Here is a 20,724-nt window from a genome sequence, read left to right on the forward strand (position 1 = left end):
CGACGTACGAGGAGAGGCGCCAGTGGCGGTCGAAGGGCAGGGGAGCGATCTGGTCCAGGTGGTGGCGCTGCTGGGGGCGGCCGTCGTCGCCGTGCCGCTGTTCAAGCGCATGGGGCTGGGCTCGGTGCTGGGCTATCTGGCGGCCGGGTTGGCGATCGGCCCGTTCGGGCTGCGCCTTTTCAGCGACGCCCAGGCGATCCTGCATTTCGCCGAGCTGGGCGTCGTCATGTTCCTCTTCGTGATCGGGCTGGAGATGCAGCCCTCGCGGCTGTGGGGCCTCCGGCGGGAGATCTTCGGCCTGGGGGCGGCCCAGGTCGCGCTCTGCGGCGGGCTGCTGACCGGGATCGGCATCCTCTGGGGGGCGCCGCCGGCAATGGCCTTCGTGGCGGCCATGGGCTTCGTGCTGTCCTCGACGGCCATCGCCATGCAGCTCCTCGACGAGCGCGGCGAGACCTCGACCCCGGCCGGCCAGAAGATCGTCTCCATCCTGCTGCTGGAGGACCTGGCGATCGTGCCCCTGCTGGCGATCGTCGCCTTCCTGGCGCCGGCGGCCAGCGACACCGGCTGGAACCAGCGCGTGATCGACATGGCGCTGGCGGTCGGCGCCATCGTCGGCCTGGTCGTGGCCGGCCGCTGGCTGTTGAACCCGCTCTTCCGCCTGCTGGCGGCGGCCAGGGCGCGCGAGATCATGACGGCGGCTGCCCTGCTGGTGGTGCTGGGGGCGGCCCTGCTGATGCAGCTTGGCGGCCTGTCGATGGCGATGGGCGCCTTCCTGGCTGGCGTGCTGCTGTCGGAATCGACGTTCCGCCACCAGCTCGAGGCCGACATCGAGCCCTTCCGCGGCATCCTGCTGGGCCTCTTCTTCCTGGCGGTCGGCATGTCGCTCGACTTCCGCGTGATCGGCCAGGCTTGGCCGGTGATCATGGGCGCGGTCGGCCTCTACATGGCGGTGAAGTCGCTCGGCATCTACATGATCGCCCGGGTCCTCAAGGCCGACCATCGCGAGGCGATCACCCGGGCGGCCCTGATGGCGCAGGGCGGCGAGTTCGCCTTCGTGCTCTATTCCGCCGCCGCCGGGGTCGGCATCTTCGATGCGCAGACCAACGCCATCCTGACCGCCACCGTCATCCTGTCGATGGCGCTGACGCCCCTGCTGACTTTGGCGGTCCGCCGCCTGACCCCGGCCGGCAGCCAGTCGATGGCCGATGTCGACACGGCCGACGAACTGAGCGGCACCGTGCTGATGATCGGCTTCGGCCGCTTCGGCCAGGTCGCCAGCCAGGCGCTGCTCGCGCGTGGGTTCGAGGTGGCGATCATCGAGAACGACACCGAGATGATCCGCAGCGCCGCCGATTTCGGCTTCAAGGTCTATTACGGCGACGGCACCCGGCTCGACATCCTGGCGACATCGGGTGCGGGCCGGGCGAAGGCGGTGCTGGTCTGCATCGACAAGGTCGAGGCCTCCAACCGCATCGTCGAGCTGATGCGCGCGGAATACCCGCTGACGCGGCTTTTCGTGCGCGCCTTCGACCGCGAGCATGCCCTGCACCTGATCGAGGCCGGCGTCGACTTCCACATCCGCGAAACCTTCGAATCGGCGATGGCGTTCGGCCAGGCGGCCCTGGTCGAGCTGGGCGTCCCGGTCGAGGAAGCGGCCGAGATCACCGACGACGTGCGCCGGCGCGACGAGGAACGGCTGGAGCTGCAGGCGACCGGCGGCATCTATGCCGGCACCGACCTGATGCGCGGCAACGTGCCGAGGCCGGGCCCGCTGACCCAGCCCAAGCGGCACGGCCAGGTCGTGTGCGGCGAGACGGCGACGCCACTCGACGAGGCGCAACTGCCGGAAAGGGCACCGCAGCGCGCATAATTCGGCGGGCGGATCGGCGGATTGGGTCTTCCGGGGAAACAATCCGTTTCGTCCGCTCCGTCTACTCTCGGGCGCCTGAATCGGGCCATATCGGTCGGGACGATGCATTCGACCGATGAGGCTAACCCGATGACCAAGGTTCTCGTGCTCTATTATTCCAGCTACGGCCATGTCGAGACGATGGCCAACGCCGTCGCCGAGGGCGCCCGCGCGGCCGGTGCCACGGTCGACGTGAAGCGCGTGCCCGAACTGGTGCCCGACGAGATCGCGCGCAAGAGCCACTTCAAGCTGGACCAGGCGGCCCCCATCGCCACCGTTGAGGAATTGGCCGACTACGACGCCATCATCGTCGGCACCGGCACCCGCTTCGGCCGGATGCCGGCGCAGATGGCGAACTTCTGGGACCAGACCGGCGGGCTGTGGGCCAAGGGCGCCCTGGTCGGCAAGGTCGGTGCTGCCTTCTCCTCGACCGCGACCCAGCATGGCGGGCAGGAGACGACGCTCTTCTCGATCATCACCAACCTGCTGCATCACGGGCTGGTCGTGGTCGGCCTGCCCTATGCCTTCCAGGGCCAGATGCGCATGGACGAGATCACCGGCGGGTCGCCTTATGGCGCCACCACGCTGACCGGCGGCGACGGTTCGCGCCAGCCGAGCGAGAACGAGTTGGCCGGCGCCCGCTTCCAGGGCCGCCATGTGGCCGAGGTGGCGATCAAGCTGGCGAAGTAGCGACCGGGGCGCCGCTTCATCCTGGAGCGGCGCCCGGCCGGGTCGTCAGCAGTCCGCCGTCAGTAGTCGGCGACGATGGTGTCGGCGATGAAGCCGTCCATGAAGCGTGCCAGCCGCTCGTGCAGCGGCGTGCGGACATAGGCCGCCAGGGCCGCGCGCGAGGCGAATTCGCTATGCAGCACCAGCCCGTAGCCCTGCGACTTGCGGGCGGTGTTGGGCACGAAGCGATAGGCGCGGATGGCAGGGTCGGTGGTCAGCATCTCGGCTGCGAACCGGTGCAGCCCGGCCCATTCCTCGGCCGTGATCTCGCGCGCCGCCCGGAAGATGCAAACATGCCGGACCGGCCGGGCAATGCGATAGAGGACATGGTGCGCCAGCGCATGGCCGGGCGGCAGCGCCGGATGGTCGAAGTCGCCATCGGCGTCGCGCGCCATGCCGATCCGCTCCATCACCGTCCAGGACGGGCGGTTGGCGGGCACGGTGAAGGATACCACCTCGTCCAGCCCGGCTTCGTCGAAGGCGAAGTCGAGCACCCGCCGGGCCGCCTCGACGGCATAGCCATGGCCCCAGCAATCCCGCGCCAAGCGCCAGCCGATTTCGACCGCCGGGGTGAAATGCGCCGGGAAATCCCGGTGGGCCAGGCCGACATAGCCCGCAAACGCCGTTCGGCCCGGCACCTCCAGCGCCCACAGCCCGTAGCCATGCTGCGCGAAATGGTCGGCGATGCGCCCGGCGAGTGCATCGCTGCCGGCGCGGTCGAGCACGGCCGGGAAATGCTCCATGACCACCGGGTCGGCATTGAGGGCGGCGAACGCCGGGAGATCGTCCGGCCGCCACGGCCGCAGGATGAGGCGTGGCGTGCGCAATGTCGGATGGTTGCCGGTCATGCGTCCTCGTGCCGGACCGCGGGCGGCCTCTGCGGCATGTCATGGTCGTTGCGCATCACGGTTTCCGGATAGTGGCCGGCCTTCGAGCCGTGGACGAACGCGGTCGGATAGCTCCAGTACACCACGGCCTGCGTCCGGGCCATGGCATGGGACATGGCCCAGTCGATCGGCAGGACCGGCTCCCTCAGGATCTCCAGCACCTTGATGCAGAATCGGCGCGATATCAGGTAGCCGCAACTGGTTCGGTCGCGTGGGGGCAATACCCGATAGAACATGGCGTTGACCGCCGGCATGCCGCCGCGCGGTGCCATGTTGACGCCGCCGACGATGTCCACCACGTCCCATTGCCGCGGCTGCGATTGCAGGGTCCGGCGCAGGATCGGCACGCTGCGCTCCAGCAGGACGATGTCGTCCTCGACGACGAGCGCGAAGTCCTTGCCCGACGCCACGATGCGTTCGTAGGCCGCCAGATGGTTGTGGTAGCAGGACAGTTCGCTGGGCGAGAGTTCGCGCGGCCCCAGCCAGGCGGCCACCTGGACCGCCGCTTCCAGGGTGCGGAACCGGCGCCTGGCCATCGAGATGCCGTAGGTCCAGGGCATGTTGCCGTTTTCCTGGGCGATCGCATAGCCCAGGAAGGTCGCATAGACCGGTGCCATCCAGTCGTTCCAGCGCGCCGGGTCGAACCGGTAGGGCGGCACGATCTCCCGCGCCACCATTTCCGGCGGCCAGTCCGCCACGAATTGCAGGGCCACTTCCGACGGCAGCGCGGAGTTCTCCAGATACCGTCGGCGCTCCGTGTTGGCCGGGTGGTGGATGACGTAGCAGTCGAGGATGTCGGTACCGTTTCTCCAGGGAGGGGGACCCTAGCCGAAGCGGGCGGTGCGGTGAAATCGGATCCTGTCGATGGCACCATCGAATGCTGGTGGCGCCGCCCGGCCTGACGGAGAATGTGCGTCGACCGCGACCGGAGAGCACGCCCCCGATGAACGATATCCCGATCCAGCCCCAGCCCCAGCCGCCCCGATCCGACACCGGCATCCAGTCCTTCTTCCTGCCGCCGGGTACGCCCGGCCGGCCGCGCATCGCCCGCGCCGAGGGTATCTGGCTGGAGGACACGGCCGGCAACCGCTATCTCGACGCCTCGTCGGGGCCGGTCGCGAGCAATCTCGGCCATGGCAACCCGCGCGTCCTGGCGGCGCTCGAGAAGCAGGCCCGCGCGGCGGCCTTCGCCTTCCCCGCGCAGTTCGAGAGCGAGGCCAACCTGGAACTGGGCGAGCGGCTGGCGCGCCTGTGCGGCCCCGGCCTCGACCGCGCCTTCCTCGTATCCGGCGGGTCGGAGGCGACCGAGACGGTGATCAAGTTCTGCCGACAGCATGCCGTCGTGACGGGCCAGGGCAGCCGCTGGAAGGTGCTGTCGCGCGAGCCCGGCTACCACGGCAACACGCTGGGCGCGCTGGCCGTGTCGGGCGATGCCCATGCCCATGAGGTGTTCGGGCCCCTGCTGCGCGCGGTCGACCGGGTGCCGGCCCCCTTCACCTACCGCCTGCCGGCCAACCACACGGCCGAGAGCCATGCGCGCGCCTGTGCGGCCGCCCTGGAGGAGGCCATCGTCCGCGAAGGGCCGGAGACGGTGTTGGCCTTCATCATGGAGCCGGTCGGCGGCCTGGCGACGGGCGCCCTGGTCGCGCCCGACGTCTACTACCGCACGGTGCGGGAGATCTGCTCGCGCCACGGCGTGCTGCTGATCTTCGACGAGGTGATGAGCGGCGCCGGCCGCACCGGCCGCTTCCTGGCGGCCGACCACTGGCCCGATGCCCGGCCCGACCTCGTCACGCTGGCCAAGGGGGTGACCGCCGGCTACACGCCGATGGGGGTGATGATGGCGCCGGCCGCCATGGCCGACACGCTGGCCCGCGCCGGCGGCTTCATGCAGGGCTTCACCTACTTTGCCAACCCGCTCTCCTGCGCGGTCGGCTGCGCCGTCCTGGCCGAGATGGAGGAGCGCGACCTGCCCGGCAACGCCGCGCGCATGGGCGAGCGGCTGCGCGCCCGCCTGCATGGCCTGCGTGATCGCAGCCCGATCGTGGGCGACGTGCGCGGCCTGGGCCTGCTGATGGCGATGGAACTGGTCGCCGACAAGGAGACCAAGGCGATGATCCCGCTGGAGCGGATGGCGCCCTATCGCCTCCAGCAACTGGGCCTGCAGCATGGCCTGGCGCTCTATTGCCGGCGGACCAACCGCGGCACCTATGGCGACTGGGTGATGGTGTCGCCGCCGCTGGTCGTCACCGCCGACGAGGTCGACATGCTGGCCGACCGCCTGGAGGCGGTCATCGACGCCTATGTCGCCGAGCTGTCCGCCGACGGCGTGATCTGACGGATTTGTCTGTCCTGCCCAAAGAGGATTCGAGCCAAAGATGACCGTTCCCTTCATCGGCTATGTCGACCGTTTCTCGGCCCGTCCCGGCGGCCGGATCGAGGTCAAGGTATCGAGCACGCTCGGCGGCTCCTACGCGGCGGACCTGGTACGGGTGCGCCATGGCGACCCCAACCCTGACGGCCCCGGCATCCGCTTCATCCCGCTGCCGTCGGGCTTCGCCGGCACCTATCCGGCACGCTTCCAGCCGACGCCGCTCGGCTCCTACGCGCGGATCGAGGCGCCCGAGCTCGACACGCGGATGGCCTTCACCCTGGTTGCCCGGGTGCAGCCCTGGCTGCTGTCGGCCGAGCCGCGCACCGTGGCCGCGCGCCTGGACGCGTCGGGCGACGGCTGGCAGCTCGCCATGACCAGCAGCGGCGCCAGCTTCACCGTGCGCGCCGGCGGCCAGGAGGTCGCGGTCGCGGTCGCAGCGCCGCCGGTCACGCGCCGCTGGTACGAGCTGACGGCCAGCTTCGACGGCCGCAAGCTGGCGCTCGACCAGAAGGCGCTGGCGGTCACCTGGGGCGCCAGCGACAGCGGGTCGGCCGAGATCGCGGCCGACACCCAGCTCGCCTGCCCGCCGGGTGCGGCGATCACGGTCGGGGCGGCCGTCGCCGGCACCGATGCGCGCGACCATTTCGACGGCCGCATCGAGGACCCGCGCCTTTATCGCGGGGTCCGTCGACCGGGCGTCAGCGATCCCGACCCGGCCGATCCCAACCTGCTCGCCTGGTGGGATTTCTCGCGCGGGATCGACACCCAGATGGTGGAGGATTCCGGTCCCTCGGGCCTGGCCGGCACGCTCGTGAACCTGCCGACGCGCGCCGTCTGCGGGTCGCTATGGACGGGCGAGGAGCATGCCTGGAAGCATGCGCCGCGGCACTATGCGGCGATCCACTTCCATTCCGACGATTTGGGCGACGCCGGCTGGGCGACGGACTTCGTCGTCGACATCCCGGCCGACATGAAGAGCGGCGCCTATGGCGTGCGCCTGCGCACCGAAGGGTACGAGGACGTCATCCCCTTCTATGTCGTGCCGCCCAAGGGCAAGACGACCGCCCCCGTCGTCTTCCTGGCCTCGACCTTCACCTTCCAGGTCTATGCCAACTACAACCGCTTCAACTGCGACGAGGGCTACAAGGCCCGGCGGACGGCGTGGAACGCCTATCCCTACCATCCCGACGAGCACCATGATTTCGGCCACAGCACCTACAACTTCCACCCCGACGGCAGCGGCATCGCCTATTCGTCGCGCCTGCGCCCGATCATCAATTTCCGCGCGGGCTACCTGTCCTACGAGGACCTGCGCGGCTCGGGCCTGCGCCACTACCCGTCCGATACCCACCTGCTGGACTGGCTGGAGGAGAAGGGGATCGCCTACGACGTCATCACCGACGAGGAGCTGGACGAGGAGGGGCTGGAACTCCTGCGCCCCTACAAGGTGCTGGTGACGGGGACCCATCCCGAATACCACACGCCGCGCACGCTGGACGCCATCCAGGACTATGTCGGCCAGGGCGGGCGGCTGGTCTATCTCGGCGGCAACGGCTTCTACTGGAAGGTGGCGCGGCGCTTCGACCTGCCCCACGTCGTCGAGATCCGCCGCGGCGAGGGCGGCATCCGCGCCTGGGCGGCGGAATCGGGCGAATACTACAACGCCTTGGACGGCACCTATGGCGGACTGTGGCGGCGCAACGGCCGGCCGCCGCAGAAGCTGGCCGGCGTCGGCTTCTCGGGCCAGGGCAAGTTCGAGGGCTCCTACTACCGGCGCCTGCCGGCCTCGTACGATCCGGCGGTCTCGTGGATCTTCGCGGGCGTGGAGGGGGACACGATCGGCGATTTCGGCCTGTCGGGTGGCGGCGCCGCCGGCTTCGAGCTGGACCGTGCCGACCCGGTGCTGGGCACGCCGCCCAACGCCTACGTGCTGGCCCGGTCCGAAGGGCACCAGGACCACTTCGTGACCGTGCCCGAGGAACTGCTGACCCACCTGACGACGGTGACGGGCGAGCCGCCGGCCGACCTGATCCGCGCCGAGCTGGTCTATTTCGAGACGGTGAAGGGTGGGGCGGTGTTCTCCACCGGCTCCATCACCTTCTGCGGCAGCCTGTCCCACGATGGCTACGACAACCAAGTGTCGCGCATGCTGGAGAACGTGGTGCGGCGGTTCTCCGCCTGAGCCGAAGCGGACCTACCAGCGCAGCAGCCGGCGGCCCGCAAGGCCGCCGGCGGCCGTCGTGACGGCGATGGCGGTCCCGTACCAGGTGGCGACGAAAAGCGGCGAATCGTCGGGGCAGTGGACGGCATAGAAGGCCGCGGCCAAGGCGCCCGCGGCCAGCCCCGCCGCCATGCCCAGGCGCATCGGCGCCATCGGCGCGCCACGCCGCAGCACCGCCAGCATGGCGGCCAGCGGCGCCAGCGCCAGCAGCGGGATCGCCACCAGGCAGACCCCGGCGTTGGACCCGACCAGCCGGGTGCCCCAGCTTGCCGCCGGCGTCACGGCCAGTTCCACGGCGATGGCGACGGCCAGGGCCAACGGCGCCAGCAGCAGCAACGTCGCCAGCCCTGCCGGCTGCCCGTCCGGCCGGGCCAGCCGCAACACGGCCACCAGGGCGGCCGCCGCCAGCAGCAAGGTCAGCGCTGGCTTCAGCAGGAACCGGACGGTCCCGGCCGCGGCCACGATGTCGGCGCGCAGGCCAAGCCCGACCAGGAAGGCGACCAGGGTCGCCGCCAGCCCGCCGGCCAGGGCGAGCGTCAGCCGCCGCGGCAGGGGCATGCCGCCCCGCCGGTCGGTTGCCAGGGCGCGGATCAGTTCGTCCGTTTTCATCGATCCTCTCCGCCGAAGCGGCGGGCCAGTGCCTTCAGCCCGCGGTGCAGCGCGACCCGCACCGCGCCTTCGGTAATGCCCAGCCGCCGGGCCGTCTCGCCGATGCCGGCACCCTCGAGCGAGATCGCCCGCACGACCTGGTGCGTGCGGCCCTCCAGGGTGGCCAGCGCCCGTTCCGCGTCGCGGCGGGCCAGCCCGTCCTCGGCCGCGGGCGCCGCCATGGCCTCCACCACGTCGTCGAGCGGCGCCTCGGCCCGCCGGCCCTGCCGGCGCAGCGCGTCGACCGTCTTGTAGCGGGCGATCGCGTTGATCCATGGGCCGATCGGGCTTGCCCGGTCCCAACTGTCGCGCTTCAGGTGGATGGCCAGCAAGGTCTCCTGCACCACGTCCTCTATGTCGCCGCTGCCGGCGCCGGCACGCGCCATCCCCTGCCGCACGACGCTGCGGATCGCCGGCGCCAGCGCCTCCAGAAAGCGGCGATAGGCAGCGTCGTCGCCGTCGTCGGCCGCCCGCATCCAGGCCGACCACTGGGCTTCCCGCTCGTTTGCTGCGCGCTGGCTCACGGCATCTTCCATCGTTCTTCGCCGCCGGTGGGGCAAACGTTACGGCAAAATCCGCATGCCTGCGCGATCCGCTGAATCCGCGGCGCGGCGACAGGGCGGGTTGATCGGATGCGCGCGGTGCTTTAACCGGGCGGCTCCCCTTGTCCCCGTCCGTCAGGTTCCATGTCAGCGCCGCTCCTCGTCCTCCAGGATATCCACCTTACCTTCGGCGGGCCGTCGGTCGTCGAGGGCGCCGACCTGTCGGTGGCCGAGGGCGAGCGCCTGTGCCTCGTCGGCCGCAACGGGTCGGGCAAGTCGACCCTGCTGAAGGTGGCGGCCGGCTTGATCGAGCCCGACCGCGGCAACCGGGTGGTCCACCAGGGGGCGGTCGTCCGCTACCTGCCGCAGGAGCCCGACCTGTCCGGCTATCCGACGACGCTGGCCTATGCGGAGGGCGACATCCCGCCCGACGGCGACCACCACCGCGCGCGCCTGCTGCTGGATGCCCTGGGCCTTACCGGGGCCGAGGACCCGCGCCGCCTGTCGGGCGGCGAGGCCAGGCGCGCGGCGCTGGCCCGCGTGCTGGCGCCGTCGCCCGACGTGCTGCTGCTGGACGAGCCCACCAACCATCTCGACCTGCCGGCGATCGAGTGGCTGGAGCAGGAACTAGCCGGCCTGCGCTCGGCCATCGTCCTCATCAGCCATGACCGCCGCTTCCTCCAGTCCCTGTCGAAGGCGACGCTCTGGCTCGACCGCGGCGTCACCCGCCGGCTGGAGCAGGGCTTCGGCGCCTTCGAGGAATGGCGCGACCGCGTGCTGGAGGAGGAGGAGACCGAGCGCCACAAGCTCGACCGCAAGATCGTCGACGAGCTTCATTGGGTGCGCTACGGCGTGACCGCTCGGCGCCAGCGCAACCAGGGCCGCATGCGCGCCCTGATGTCGCTGCGCACCGAGGTGCGCGAGCAGCGGCGCGTGGTCGGCGACGTGAAGATGACGATCGCAGAGAGCGAGGTGTCCGGCAAGCTGGTGGCCGAGATGGAGGGTGCCTCGAAGTCCTTCGGCGACCGCGCCATCGTCCGCAACCTGTCGCTGAAGCTGCGCCGCGGCGACCGCATGGGGCTGGTCGGGCCGAACGGCGCCGGCAAGACGACGCTGCTGTCGCTGCTGACCGGCGCCATGGCGCCCGACAGCGGCAGCGTGCGCCTGGGCGCCAACGTGCAGATGGTGACGCTCGACCAGCGGCGCGAGACGCTCGACCCGACGACGACGCTGAAGGACGCGCTGACGGGGGGCGGCGGCGACATGGTGACGGTGGGCGGCCGCTCGCGCCACTTCGCCGGCTACATGCAGGATTTCCTCTTCACGCCCGAGCAGGCGCGCACGCCGGTCCAGGCCCTGTCGGGCGGCGAGCGCGGCCGGCTGCTGCTGGCCCGCGCGCTGGCCCTGCCGTCCAACCTGCTGGTGCTGGACGAACCGACCAACGACCTCGACCTGGAGACGCTCGACCTGCTGCAGGAAATGCTGGCCGACTATCCCGGCACCGTCCTGCTGGTCAGCCATGACCGAGACTTCCTCGACCGGGTGGCGACTTCGATCGTGGCCTATGAGGGGCCGGCGCAGTGGACGGAATATGCCGGCGGCTATTCCGACATGGTGTCCCAGCGCGGCACCGGGGTGGAGGCGCGCGCCGTCTCCCGCGCGCCGCGCGCGAAGGGCGAGACGGCGGAGCCGGCCGCCCCCCGCGCGCGCAAGCCGCGCCTGGGCTTCGCCGAGCGCCGCCAGCTCGACCTGCTGCCGCGCCGCATGGCCGAGTTGGAAAAAGCGATCGCCGCCCACCAGGCGACCCTGGCCGAGCCCAGCCTCTATGCCCGCGACCGCGCCCGCTTCGACGCCGCCACGGCTGGCATCGGCAATGCCCAGACGGAACTGGCCGCCGCCGAGGAGGAATGGCTGCGGCTGGAGATGCTGCGCGAAGAGATCGAAGGCTGAAGGCGGGGAGGGGCGGGCCGATGACGGATGATGCCGAGAAGCCTGTTGGCATGCCAGACCGCCAACTGTCCCGGGCGCTGCTGGCGGCGGGCGGCCTGGACGAACTGGTCGCCCGCGAGGCGCCGGCCCTGCGGCTCCTGACCGATGCCGAGCGGCGCCGGTCGCTGGACCAGGCGCTGGCCGCCCGGCCCCCCGGCGACGCCTGGCTCTTCGCTTATGGCTCCCTGATCTGGAACCCGACGGTCCATGTGGTCGAGCGGCGCAATGCCCGGGTCGAGGGCTGGCATCGCACCTTCTGCCTGTCGACCATCGCCGGACGCGGCACGAAGGACCGGCCTGGCCTGATGCTGGGCCTGGACGAGGGCGGCTCGTGCCAGGGCATCGCCTATCGCCTGGCCGAAGAGGGGCTTGAAGGCGAGCTCGAACTGCTGTGGCGGCGCGAGATGCTGGCCGCGGCCTACATCCCGCGCTGGATCGACCTGCTGGACGAAGACGGCCGGCGCTTCGGTGGGGCCATCGCCTTCACGATCGATCGCACGGGCGACCACTATGCCGGCGGGCTCGCCGACGAGATGGTCGTGGAGCGCCTGGCGACGGCGACCGGCAGCCTGGGCCGGGCTGCCGACTATCTGTTCCAGACCCGGGACGGGCTGCGCGCCTGCGGCATGCCCGATGCGGAGCTGGAACGCCTAGCGGCCGCGGTCGAGGCGTTCCAGGCTAGCGCCTAGCCAGCGATTGACCGGCAGCCAGCGCCCCAGCAGACTACGGCCTCCGAGAGGAGGCCAGGGACATGCGCGCTGGACTACTGACGATCGCGACGGCGATGGCGATGCTGCCGGCCCTGGTCGGCACGGCGCAGGCCGACATCACCATCGTCAACCAGGCCGATGTGAAGGTGACCTTCAATATCACGCCCTATGCCGGGCCGGGCCAGGAGGTGGTGGCGGCGGTGATCTGCGGCCAGCATGAGGTCCTGCCCGGCGAAAGCGCCACCGTGCCGGCCAATCTCCATTGCGGCCAGAGCGCCACGATCGGTGCCAATGCGGAGCCGGACGTGCGCGGTTGGTCGGCGTACTGCCGCGTCGAGGGGCTATCCTGGACGGACGGGCGCATGAGCGTGAGCGGCTCCGCCCGGGGGCTCGTCTGCGCTCCCTAGCCGGCGCCGGCTGACCCGCGCGACGACGGCACGCCGATATAGCGCGCCCGCGGCCGGATGAGGCCGCCGGTTGCCTGCTGTTCCAGGGCATGCGCGATCCAGCCGACGGTGCGGCCGACCAGGAACAGGGCGGCCGGCGCGTCGGCCGGCAGGCGATGGACGCGTGCCAGGGCCACCAGGGCAAAGTCGATGTTGGGCGCCTCGCCGGTGAGGTCGGCGGCGGCGGCGATCGTATCGCGCAGGGCAGGGTCGAGGTCGAGGCGGTCCAGCAGTGCGGTGGCGCGCGGGTCGCCGGCCGGATAGAGCGGGTGGCCGAAGCCGGGCAGGCGGTCGCCGCGGCGCAGGCGCAGCGCGACGGCCTCGGCCGGGCGGGCGTGGCCGGCGATCTCGTCCAGCAGCGCCTGCACCCGCAGCGTCATGCCGCCATGGCGCGGGCCCGAGAGTGCGGCCATGCCGCCGACGACGGCGGCGGCCAGCGCCGCACCGGTCGACGCGATCACCCGGGTGGCGAAGGTCGAGGCATTCAACTCGTGGTCGGCGCCCAGGACCAGCGCGCGGCGGATCAAGTCGGTCGCGGCGTCGCCGGCACCCCAGGCCGCGGCCATGGCCTGGGCGGTCGGCAGCGCCGATGGCGGGCGGCCGATGGCCACGGCGGCGGCATGGCGCAGCAGCAGGGCGGCGCCCTGCCACCGGCGCTGCGGGTCGCGTGCCCAGGTCTCCGATTGCGCCAGCCCGTCCGCCGACAGGCCGGCCATGCAGCGCGCGAAGAGGTCGAGCGGCGGCGGGTTCGCGGCCACATGCGATGCCTCGGCTACCGGCTCGTCGAACGGGTCGGCCGCGCCGCAGTCCCACAGCAGGCGGGCCGCATCCTCAAGCGACGCGGTCTCGGCCAGCCGGACGGCGTCGCGGCCACGATAGAACAGCCGCCCATGCTCGATCTGGGTGATCGCCGAGTCCAGCACCGGCAGGCCCCAGTCGAGCGTTGCCGCCGCCGCCCGGCCGGGGCTGCGGCCGAGCGCGCGGCCGGCGGCCATGCGATCCACGTCCTCGGCGGCGTAGAGGCTGCGGCGCGGGTCGGTGGGATGCGGCTCGGCGCGGATCTGGCCGCGGCTGACATAGGCGTAGAGCGTGGCGTGGCGCACACCCAGGCGGCGGGTGGCCTCTGCAGCATCCAGCAGGGTCGGTCCATTCATGTTGATCTATCTAATCAATATTGACGATATAAGCCAGCGGCGCGACATCGCAGGCTCCGAAGCGGCGAAATATGGAGAGCGCCATGGCGGTGGGACTGGATGACGTGGTCGCGGCCGAGACCGTGCTGAGCCATGTGGACGGGCAGGCGGGCCGGCTCGTGCTGCGTGGCTTCGAGCTGGAGGAACTGGCCGGCCGGCGCAGCTACGAGGATGTGCTGGCGCTGCTGTGGGATGGGTTCGTCGCCATCGACGGGCTGCCGGCGGCGCTGGGCCAGGCCCGCGCGGCGGCCTTCGCCATCCTGGAGCCGCGCCTGGGCGCGCTGGACGGCCTCAGCGCCATCGAGGCGGTGCGGGCCGGCCTGGCCTTGCTGCCCGACGCGGCCACCGTGCCGCATCACCTGCTGGCCACCGCCATGACCGCGGTGACGGCGGCCGCGGCGGCCCGGCGGGCAGCGGGCGAAGCGGCGGTGGCGCCCGATCCGGTGCTGGGCCACGCAGCCGATTTCCTGCGCATGCTGCACGGCCGGGCGGCGCCGGCGGCCCATGTGCGCGCACTCGACACCTATCTGGTGACGATCGCCGACCATGGGCTGAACGCCTCGACCTTTGCCGCCCGTGTCGTTGCCTCCACCCGGGCGGGCCTGCTGTCGGCGGTGGTGGCCGGGGTCTGTGCCCTGAAGGGGCCGCTGCATGGCGGCGCCCCGGGGCCGGTGCTCGACATGCTGGACGAGATCGGCCCGCCCGAGAATGTGGAGCCCTGGCTGGCCGCCGCGCTCGACCGTGGCGACCGGCTGATGGGCTTCGGCCACCGCGTCTACCGGGTGCGCGACCCCCGCGCCGACGTGCTGAAGCGGGTCGTCATGGAACTGCGCGGCGAGGCCAACCGCATCCGCTTCGCCGAGCAGGTGGAGGCGACCGCCATCCGCCTGCTGGCCCAACGCAAGCAGGGGCGCGGGCTCGACACCAACGTCGAGTTCTATACCGCCCTGCTGCTGGAGGCGCTGGCCCTGCCGCGCACCCTGTTCACGCCGATCTTCGCGGTCGGCCGGGTCGGCGGCTGGGCGGCCCACGTGCTGGAGCAGGAGGAGAGCCGGCGCATCATCCGCCCGCAATCGGCCTATGTCGGCCCGGAGCCGCGCCAAGCGGCCTGAAGCATGGCGGCCTGAAGCATGGCGGCATAGCGCCTTTCCGGGGGTCGTTTCGGCTTTTCTCGCCGCAAAGGATTGCTAACCGCGGCTGGATGCGGATATGGACCGGCACGTTCCGTGCCCTGCGCCGAAGGCGGTGCAGGGCACTTCCCAGGAGCCGCGCCCATGAACATGCTGCTGCGCCTTGCCCGCGCAGTCGACCGCGCCAGCGACGCGTTCGGCCACATCGCTTCGTGGCTGGTCCTGCTCGCCTGCCTCGTCAGCGCCGGCAATGCCGCCAGCCGCTATGCGTTCAGCCTGAGTTCGAACGCGTGGCTGGAAATCCAGTGGTACATGTTCGCCGGCACCTTCCTGTTGGGGGCTGCCACCACCTTGCGCCAGAACGGCCATGTCCGGGTCGACCTGGTCTTCTCCATGGCCTCGCCGCGCGGCCGCCTGTGGATCGACATCCTGGGGCTGGTCTTCTTCCTGCTGCCGGCGACGGCGATCCTGGCCTGGATGACCTGGCCGTTCTTTCTCGATTCCTGGACGCGGGGCGAGGGCTCCAGCAATGCCGGCGGCCTCTTGCGCTGGCCGGTGAAGCTGCTGATGCCGGTGGCCTTCGTCCTCGTTACGCTGCAAGGCTTGGCCGAACTGGTGAAGCGCGTTGCCGCACTCCGCGGGCTGGCCGACGTGCAGCTCGACGAATACCACAAGCCGCTCCAGTAGCGGGTTTCGGTCCGGATCCAAGGGAAGGCTGGCCGATGGCCCCGCTCGACTACATGGCGCCGCTGATGTTCGGCGGCCTGGTACTGTTCCTCATCGTCGGTTTCCCGGTCGCCTTCTCGCTGATGGCGGTCGGGCTGTTCTTCGGGTTCGTCAGCATCGAGATGGGGCTGTTCACGTTCCATTACCTCGAGAACCTGCCGATCCGCATCTTCGGCATCATGTCGAACGACCTGCTGCTGGCGATCCCCTTCTTTACCTTCATGGGGGCGATACTCGAACGCTGCGGCCTGGCCGAGGACCTGCTGGAGGGCACGGGCCAGCTTTTCGGCCGGGTGCCGGGCGGGCTTGCCATCGCCGTCATCATCGTCGGCGCGGTGCTGGGCGCCATCACCGGCACCGTGGCCGCCTCGGTCATCGCCATGGGCATGATCTCGCTGCCGGCGATGATCCGCTACGGCTACAACATGCGGCTGGCGACCGGCGTCATCGCGGCGTCCGGCACCATCACCCAGCTCATCCCGCCGTCGCTGGTGCTGATCGTCCTGGCCGACCAGCTCGGCCGCTCGGTCGGCGACATGTATCTGGGGGCGATCGGCCCCTCGATGCTGCAGGTGCTGCTGTTCGTCCTCTTCATCGCCGGCGTCGCCGTCCTGCGGCCGAACTGGATGCCCCCCATCCCCGAAGAGGAGCGCACCCAGCGCGGCTGGCCGCTGATCCGCCGCGTGCTGTGGGGCATGGTGCCCTGCATCGTGCTGATCTTCCTGGTTCTCGGTACGATCTTCATGGGGCTGGCGACCCCGACCGAGGCCGGGGCCATGGGGGCCGTCGGCGCCATGGTGCTGGCGGCGCTGAACCGGCGCCTCACCTGGCCGCTCGTCAAGGAGGGCATGGACACGACCATGCGGATCACCAGCATGGTCGTCTTCATCCTCGTCGGCTCCACCGTGTTCAGCCTGGTCTTCCAGGGGGTGGACGGGTCGCTGTGGATCGAGCACCTGCTGTCCGGCCTGCCGGGCGGGGTGGCCGGGTTCCTGCTGGCGGTGAACGTCTTCGTCTTCTTCTTGGCGTTCTTCCTCGATTTCTTCGAGATCGCCTTCATCATCGTGCCGCTGCTGGCGCCGGTGGCGCAGAAGATGGGCATCGACCTGGTGTGGTTCGGGGTGCTGCTGTGCGTGAACATGCAGACCTCGTTCATGCACCCGCCCTTCGGCTTCGCGCTCTTCTACCTGCGCGGGGTGGCACCCGCGAGCGTGCGCAGCCGCGACATCTACTGGGGCGCGGTGCCCTGGCTGCTGCTGCAGCTCGTCCTGGTGGTGATCGTGATCTTCTGGCCGGAATCGGTCACCTACTGGATCACCCAGGGCCCGACCGTCGACCCCAGCACCATCCGCATCGACGTGGCGCCGCCGCCGAGCGGCAGCGACTCCGTCCCGATCCTCATCCAGTGACGAGGCCGGGACGGAGCCGCCGTCCGGTCACTTCACGGTCTGGGCGGCCGTGAAGGCAAAGTTCTCGTAGCTGTTCTCGGACACGCGGAACCACAGGTACTCGTCGTCGCGGAACTTCTTCCACGGCTCGTAGACCTTCTTGAAGTTCGCGTTCTTGGCCGAGATCTCGTCATAGAGCTCGTGGGCGGCCTTGTAGCAGGCGGCCATGATCTCGCGCGAGAACGGGCGGAGCTGGGCGCCGCCGGCCACCAGCCGGCGCAGTGCCGCCGGGTTGACGGCGTCGTAGCGCGCCAGCGTGTCGACATAGGCCTCGGCGCAGGCCGACTGCAGGGCGGCCTTGTACTGATCGGGCAGCTTGGCCCAGGCGTTCAGGTTGATGTAGGCCGAGAGCTGCGCCTGCCCTTCCCACCAGCCGGGATAGTAGTAGTAGGGGGCCACCTTGAAGAGGCCGAGCTTCTCGTCGTCATAGGGGCCGACCCATTCGGCGGCGTCGATCGTGCCCTTCTCGAGCGAGGGGTAGATGTCGCCGGCGGCCAGCTGCTGCGGCACCACGCCCAGCTTGGTCAGCACCATGCCGGCGATGCCGGCGATGCGGAACTTCAGGCCCTTCAGGTCCTCGACGGTCTTGATCTCCTTGCGGTACCAGCCGCCCATCTGCGCGCCCGTGTTGGTGCAGGGGAAGCTCAGGATGTTGTACTGCTTGAAGAAGTCCCGCATCAGGTCGAGCCCGCCGCCGTGATGCATCCAGGCGGACTGCTGGCGCGCGTTGGGGCCGAAGGGAACCGTCGTGTCGAAGGCGAAGGTCGGGTCCTTGCCGACATAGTAGTAGCTGGCGGTGTGCGCCATCTCGACCGTCTCGGCCTGGACGGCGTCCAGCGCCTGCAGGCCGGGGACGATCTCGCCCGCCGCGAAGACGCGGATCTGGAACTTGTTGTCGGTGAGCGCCGCCACGCGCTTGGCCAGGAACTCGGCCCCGCCGAAGAGCGTGTCCAGGCTCTTGGGGAAGCTGGAGGTCATGCGCCAGCGGATCTCGGGGTTGGACGACTGGGCAATCGCCGGGGCGGCCAGGGTGGTGCCGATCGCCGTGGCCGCGCCCGCAGCCGTGCCGCGCAGAAAACTACGCCTTTCCATATGCTCGATCTCCGAATGCGATGAACCAGGCGGCGCTCGCGAACGCCCTCGGTAACGGGGCCGCCAGGGTACGGTAAACTGTCATCAGGCGCGTCCGTAGGCAAGGGCGTGACCGGTTTGGGGGCGAATGACGATGGAAGCGGCGTCGGGCGAGTTGATCGGTGCACTCTGGTGGAGCGTGGTGGGCGGGCTTACCAGCCTGGAGGTGCTGGCGGCCGGCTTCCTCGTCGGTTGGCTGGTGCGGTCCGCCGGACAGGCCGTCCTGGGCGGCGTGGCGATCGCGGTCGTGCTGTTCGGCATAAGCCAGGCCTTCACCGATCTGCCCGAAGGTGCCGAGATCGTCTGGCTGGCCCTGCCGTTGACCCTGATCGCGCCGGTCGCCTGGGCGCTCGCTGGCTTCTTCCTCCATCGCTGGGTGCGGGGCCAAGCCGCCACCGATCCGGCCAATGTTGGGCTGCGCCTGTTGGAAGCGGCCATGGGCGGTGCTGTCGGCGGGGTTTTGGGCGGTGCGGTCGGCATCGGTGCCGGCATCGTCTTCGTCGAGCTTTTCCAGGTCAGCAGCTTCGAGGGCGCGGCCGGATTCCTCGTCTTCCTGGGCTTCGGCCTGCCGGGGGTGGTGCTGGGTTTCCTGGCCGGGGCAATCGTCGGCTGGCGTCGGAGGCGCACACGGCCGTCGGCCGCACCGGCAGCCGACTAAGCCTGTCGCTGCTCCAGCGCCAGGCGGACGGCCAGTGCCGACAGCACGGTCGCCATCAGCCAGCGCTGGATCACGAGCCAGCGCGGCCGGGTCGCGAACCACAGCGCCACCGAGCCCGCGGCGAAGACGATGGCGAGGTTGACCGAGAAGCTGACCGCGATCTGCGCCAGCCCGAGGACCACCGCCTGGAGCAGCACGTAGCCCTGCTCGGGTTGGATGAACTGCGGCAGCAGCGACAGATAGAGGACCGCGATCTTGGGGTTCAGCAGGTTGGTGAGGAAGCCCATGGCGAACAGCCGTCCCGGCCGGTCGTGGCGCAGGCTGCGATCGGGTTGCAGCGGCGAGCGGGCGCCGGGCCGTATCGCGCTCCAGGCCAGCCACAGCAGGTAGGCCGCCCCCGCCCACTGGATCGCCTCGTAGGCCAGCGGCACCGCCAGCAGCAAGGCGGTCAGCCCGAACGCCGCGCACAGCATGTAGAAGACGAAGCCCAGCACCACGCCCAGCAGCGAGATGAATCCCGCCAGGCGGCCCTGGGTGATGGAACGCCCGATCAGGTAGATCATGTTGGGCCCGGGCGTCAGCACCATCCCCAGCGCCACCAGCGCGAACGCTGCCAGATTGCCGTACGAGACCACCGTTGCATCCTCCCGGGCCGACCGACCGGCGCAGACTGCCGTCCGGGCCGGCAGCGGGCAACCGGGACATTGTCGGGGTGACAATCAGGCGCCGGCGCCGACCGGCTCTCAGCCGACTTCTCCTGCAGATGCCGCGATGCGGGCGTCGCGCTACCGGCGCCGCCGTCCGTCACGCCCAAGTGATGGCGGCGGCACGGCCGGTGCGGCGGTGGAAGCGGCCGGTCGCGTTAGCCCGCGCGCTCGCGGCAGGTGAGCGGCAGGCGGTCGGGCAGGGTGACGGCGGCCTCGTTCCCCTTGCGCGTCAATTCCGCCCCGCCGGCGCCGACATAGCGGCCTTCGCCGCCATCCGGGGCGCGCGTCAGCGCGTAGCCCCGGCCGCGGTAGCGCAGGTGGACCATCGCCGGCTCGCCGGTGACGAAGGTGGCCGCCAGCGTGTGGCCGCCGCAGTCGAAACCGACCGGGCCGCGGCTGGTCCCCTGGTCGGCCGGGCCGCGCACCCCGGCATGGTGCTGGCGCAGCGTGGCGATCCGGTCGAGGTGAACGGCCAGCAGGCAGGCGCGCGGGTCGACTGCATTGCGGCAGTCGCCCCGGCGCAGCAGCCAGGCGCGTTGCGTCTCGTCCAGCGATTCCAGCCGACGCCCGCTCAGCGAAGGCCTGGCCGCCGCGACGAGCCGCTGCACCTCCCGGTCCAGGGCTGACAGGCCGGCATCGCGGCACACCTGCACCTCCATCGGCTGGGTCGCGCGCACGCAGTCGATGGCGGCGGCCGGCGCGGCCGGCAGCAGCAGCAGCGTGGCGGCCGCGAGCAGGGTGGTGGCAAGCGTGGCAGACGGGCCGTGCGGCATCTCGGTCGATCCCTCCCCTCGGGCGTGGCGGGCCGGCGCAGGGCGGCCCACCGTTGAAAGCCGGGAACTCTTGGCCGGTTCCATCCCGCCATGGCAAGCCCGGGATTTGCACGCTAGGTTCGCGGGCGATATCGCCGGACGGGGGAAGGGCGCATGCAGACGATTCTCAGGCTTTTCGGGTTGCTTACGATCGTGGTCGCGGTGGCGATCACCGCGGCTGCCTTTCCGTGGCCCAACCCGGCCCGGCGCGACCTCGCCATGCAGTGCATCGTCGTCACCCCGCCGGCCGCCGCGCCCGACGGCCTGCGCGGCCGCCTGGACTTCATCCTGCGCCAGGGCGGCCCGGCCACCGAGCCGTGCCTGGCCTACGATGCCTTGCAGAAGGAGCGCCTGCTGGTCGGCATCGGCGGCTATCTGGGGCTGGCCGCCGGGCTTTTGTTCCTGGCCTTGGGCTCGATCCTGAAGCGCCTGCGCATCCGCGCGACGGCCATGGACGAATAGGG

20 protein-coding genes are annotated in these 20,724 nt (G+C 70.8%); 12 read left to right on the plus strand and 8 right to left on the minus strand.

The window, feature by feature from the left end; all coding sequences use genetic code 11:
* Positions 1 to 22 precede the first annotated feature (22 nt).
* Together STVA_RS04895 and wrbA are read left to right on the plus strand one after the other, a co-directional pair.
* Positions 23 to 1,870, plus strand: coding sequence for a monovalent cation:proton antiporter-2 (CPA2) family protein (locus STVA_RS04895; RefSeq protein ID WP_123689694.1), 1,848 nt, complete (start codon positions 23 to 25; stop codon positions 1,868 to 1,870).
* Between the two features lie 129 nt (positions 1,871 to 1,999).
* The gene (gene wrbA / locus STVA_RS04900) at positions 2,000 to 2,599 is read left to right on the plus strand and encodes an NAD(P)H:quinone oxidoreductase (protein WP_123689693.1); all 600 of its coding nucleotides are present in this window, start codon (positions 2,000 to 2,002) and stop codon (positions 2,597 to 2,599) included.
* A gap of 59 nt (positions 2,600 to 2,658) precedes the next feature.
* Here wrbA and STVA_RS04905 read toward each other — a convergent pair whose 3' ends face one another.
* Together STVA_RS04905 and STVA_RS04910 are read right to left on the minus strand one after the other, a co-directional pair.
* Positions 2,659 to 3,486 (minus strand): GNAT family N-acetyltransferase, encoded by an 828-nt coding sequence (locus tag STVA_RS04905; protein WP_142235660.1) that lies wholly within the window; start codon positions 3,484 to 3,486, stop codon positions 2,659 to 2,661.
* The gene (locus STVA_RS04910) at positions 3,483 to 4,238 is read right to left on the minus strand and encodes a glycosyltransferase family 25 protein (protein WP_123689692.1); all 756 of its coding nucleotides are present in this window, start codon (positions 4,236 to 4,238) and stop codon (positions 3,483 to 3,485) included. The genes STVA_RS04905 and STVA_RS04910 overlap by 4 nt, the downstream gene beginning before the upstream one ends.
* 230 nt (positions 4,239 to 4,468) lie before the next feature.
* Here STVA_RS04910 and STVA_RS04915 point away from each other — a divergent pair, with 230 nt between their 5' ends.
* Together STVA_RS04915 and STVA_RS04920 are read left to right on the plus strand one after the other, a co-directional pair.
* The gene (locus STVA_RS04915) at positions 4,469 to 5,863 is read left to right on the plus strand and encodes an aminotransferase family protein (protein ID WP_123689904.1); all 1,395 of its coding nucleotides are present in this window, start codon (positions 4,469 to 4,471) and stop codon (positions 5,861 to 5,863) included.
* Between the two features lie 40 nt (positions 5,864 to 5,903).
* The gene (locus STVA_RS04920; RefSeq protein WP_123689691.1) at positions 5,904 to 8,081 is read left to right on the plus strand and encodes a N,N-dimethylformamidase beta subunit family domain-containing protein; all 2,178 of its coding nucleotides are present in this window, start codon (positions 5,904 to 5,906) and stop codon (positions 8,079 to 8,081) included.
* A 12-nt stretch (positions 8,082 to 8,093) separates the two neighbouring features.
* Here STVA_RS04920 and STVA_RS04925 read toward each other — a convergent pair whose 3' ends face one another.
* Entirely contained in the window at positions 8,094 to 8,729 is a 636-nt protein-coding gene (locus tag STVA_RS04925) for an NrsF family protein (RefSeq protein WP_123689690.1), read from the minus strand.
* Entirely contained in the window at positions 8,726 to 9,292 is a 567-nt protein-coding gene (locus STVA_RS04930; RefSeq protein ID WP_197735788.1) for a sigma-70 family RNA polymerase sigma factor, read from the minus strand. The genes STVA_RS04925 and STVA_RS04930 overlap by 4 nt, the downstream gene beginning before the upstream one ends.
* 162 nt (positions 9,293 to 9,454) lie before the next feature.
* Between STVA_RS04930 and STVA_RS04935 the strand changes: the two genes are divergently transcribed.
* The 3 genes from STVA_RS04935 to STVA_RS04945 all read left to right on the plus strand — a co-directional run bounded on the left by STVA_RS04935 (position 9,455) and on the right by STVA_RS04945 (position 12,416).
* Positions 9,455 to 11,260, plus strand: coding sequence for an ATP-binding cassette domain-containing protein (locus tag STVA_RS04935; RefSeq protein WP_123689688.1), 1,806 nt, complete (start codon positions 9,455 to 9,457; stop codon positions 11,258 to 11,260).
* 50 nt (positions 11,261 to 11,310) lie between these two features.
* Positions 11,311 to 11,988 carry a gamma-glutamylcyclotransferase gene (locus tag STVA_RS04940; RefSeq protein ID WP_197735789.1) on the plus strand — a complete coding sequence of 226 codons (678 nt, stop codon included), beginning with the start codon at positions 11,311 to 11,313 and terminating at the stop codon, positions 11,986 to 11,988.
* A gap of 62 nt (positions 11,989 to 12,050) precedes the next feature.
* Positions 12,051 to 12,416, plus strand: a complete 366-nt coding sequence (locus STVA_RS04945) for a hypothetical protein (protein WP_142235661.1) — start codon at positions 12,051 to 12,053, stop codon at positions 12,414 to 12,416.
* Here the strand turns inward: STVA_RS04945 and STVA_RS04950 are convergent.
* Complete coding sequence (locus tag STVA_RS04950; protein WP_142235662.1) at positions 12,413 to 13,609, minus strand: citrate/2-methylcitrate synthase; 1,197 nt, start codon at positions 13,607 to 13,609, stop codon at positions 12,413 to 12,415. The two genes, STVA_RS04945 and STVA_RS04950, sit on opposite strands and share 4 nt — an antisense overlap.
* A gap of 83 nt (positions 13,610 to 13,692) precedes the next feature.
* Here STVA_RS04950 and STVA_RS04955 point away from each other — a divergent pair, with 83 nt between their 5' ends.
* The 3 genes from STVA_RS04955 to STVA_RS04965 all read left to right on the plus strand — a co-directional run bounded on the left by STVA_RS04955 (position 13,693) and on the right by STVA_RS04965 (position 16,913).
* Positions 13,693 to 14,760, plus strand: a complete 1,068-nt coding sequence (locus STVA_RS04955) for a citrate synthase (RefSeq protein WP_123689903.1) — start codon at positions 13,693 to 13,695, stop codon at positions 14,758 to 14,760.
* Positions 14,761 to 14,922: 162 nt separating this feature from the next.
* On the plus strand, positions 14,923 to 15,465 hold the full coding sequence (locus tag STVA_RS04960) for a TRAP transporter small permease subunit (protein ID WP_123689684.1): 543 nt from the start codon (positions 14,923 to 14,925) through the stop codon (positions 15,463 to 15,465).
* A gap of 35 nt (positions 15,466 to 15,500) precedes the next feature.
* Complete coding sequence (locus STVA_RS04965; protein ID WP_123689683.1) at positions 15,501 to 16,913, plus strand: TRAP transporter large permease; 1,413 nt, start codon at positions 15,501 to 15,503, stop codon at positions 16,911 to 16,913.
* 27 nt (positions 16,914 to 16,940) lie between these two features.
* On the opposite strand, the gene STVA_RS04970 is transcribed toward STVA_RS04965, so the two are convergent.
* Positions 16,941 to 18,044, minus strand: a complete 1,104-nt coding sequence (locus tag STVA_RS04970; protein WP_123689682.1) for a TRAP transporter substrate-binding protein — start codon at positions 18,042 to 18,044, stop codon at positions 16,941 to 16,943.
* 127 nt (positions 18,045 to 18,171) lie between these two features.
* Here STVA_RS04970 and STVA_RS04975 point away from each other — a divergent pair, with 127 nt between their 5' ends.
* Complete coding sequence (locus STVA_RS04975; RefSeq protein WP_123689681.1) at positions 18,172 to 18,741, plus strand: hypothetical protein; 570 nt, start codon at positions 18,172 to 18,174, stop codon at positions 18,739 to 18,741.
* Here STVA_RS04975 and STVA_RS04980 read toward each other — a convergent pair.
* The gene (locus STVA_RS04980) at positions 18,738 to 19,376 is read right to left on the minus strand and encodes a LysE family translocator (RefSeq protein WP_179955437.1); all 639 of its coding nucleotides are present in this window, start codon (positions 19,374 to 19,376) and stop codon (positions 18,738 to 18,740) included. The genes STVA_RS04975 and STVA_RS04980 overlap by 4 nt on opposite strands.
* 227 nt (positions 19,377 to 19,603) lie before the next feature.
* Complete coding sequence (locus STVA_RS04985; protein WP_123689680.1) at positions 19,604 to 20,221, minus strand: MliC family protein; 618 nt, start codon at positions 20,219 to 20,221, stop codon at positions 19,604 to 19,606.
* Between the two features lie 153 nt (positions 20,222 to 20,374).
* Here STVA_RS04985 and STVA_RS04990 point away from each other — a divergent pair, with 153 nt between their 5' ends.
* Positions 20,375 to 20,722 carry a hypothetical protein gene (locus tag STVA_RS04990; protein ID WP_142235663.1) on the plus strand — a complete coding sequence of 116 codons (348 nt, stop codon included), beginning with the start codon at positions 20,375 to 20,377 and terminating at the stop codon, positions 20,720 to 20,722.
* Positions 20,723 to 20,724 lie beyond the last annotated feature (2 nt).

It is taken from the genome of Stella humosa (assembly GCF_006738645.1).
Taxonomy (GTDB): Bacteria; Pseudomonadota; Alphaproteobacteria; order ATCC43930; family Allostellaceae; genus Allostella; species Allostella humosa.

Excerpts from the sequence above, each read along its gene's own strand:
- STVA_RS04985 (WP_123689680.1), bottom strand. The coding sequence starts at position 20,221 with ATGCCGCACGGCCCGTCTGCCACGCTTGCCACCACCCTGCTCGCGGCC.
- STVA_RS04905 (WP_142235660.1), bottom strand. The coding sequence starts at position 3,486 with ATGACCGGCAACCATCCGACATTGCGCACGCCACGCCTCATCCTGCGG.
- STVA_RS04935 (WP_123689688.1), top strand. The coding sequence starts at position 9,455 with ATGTCAGCGCCGCTCCTCGTCCTCCAGGATATCCACCTTACCTTCGGC.
- STVA_RS04955 (WP_123689903.1), top strand. The coding sequence starts at position 13,693 with ATGGCGGTGGGACTGGATGACGTGGTCGCGGCCGAGACCGTGCTGAGC.
- STVA_RS04920 (WP_123689691.1), top strand. The coding sequence starts at position 5,904 with ATGACCGTTCCCTTCATCGGCTATGTCGACCGTTTCTCGGCCCGTCCC.
- STVA_RS04950 (WP_142235662.1), bottom strand. The coding sequence starts at position 13,609 with ATGAATGGACCGACCCTGCTGGATGCTGCAGAGGCCACCCGCCGCCTG.
- STVA_RS04990 (WP_142235663.1), top strand. The coding sequence starts at position 20,375 with ATGCAGACGATTCTCAGGCTTTTCGGGTTGCTTACGATCGTGGTCGCG.
- STVA_RS04965 (WP_123689683.1), top strand. The coding sequence starts at position 15,501 with ATGGCCCCGCTCGACTACATGGCGCCGCTGATGTTCGGCGGCCTGGTA.
- STVA_RS04960 (WP_123689684.1), top strand. The coding sequence starts at position 14,923 with ATGAACATGCTGCTGCGCCTTGCCCGCGCAGTCGACCGCGCCAGCGAC.
- STVA_RS04915 (WP_123689904.1), top strand. The coding sequence starts at position 4,469 with ATGAACGATATCCCGATCCAGCCCCAGCCCCAGCCGCCCCGATCCGAC.
- STVA_RS04925 (WP_123689690.1), bottom strand. The coding sequence starts at position 8,729 with ATGAAAACGGACGAACTGATCCGCGCCCTGGCAACCGACCGGCGGGGC.
- STVA_RS04970 (WP_123689682.1), bottom strand. The coding sequence starts at position 18,044 with ATGGAAAGGCGTAGTTTTCTGCGCGGCACGGCTGCGGGCGCGGCCACG.
- wrbA (WP_123689693.1), top strand. The coding sequence starts at position 2,000 with ATGACCAAGGTTCTCGTGCTCTATTATTCCAGCTACGGCCATGTCGAG.
- STVA_RS04940 (WP_197735789.1), top strand. The coding sequence starts at position 11,311 with ATGCCAGACCGCCAACTGTCCCGGGCGCTGCTGGCGGCGGGCGGCCTG.
- STVA_RS04975 (WP_123689681.1), top strand. The coding sequence starts at position 18,172 with ATGACGATGGAAGCGGCGTCGGGCGAGTTGATCGGTGCACTCTGGTGG.
- STVA_RS04945 (WP_142235661.1), top strand. The coding sequence starts at position 12,051 with ATGCGCGCTGGACTACTGACGATCGCGACGGCGATGGCGATGCTGCCG.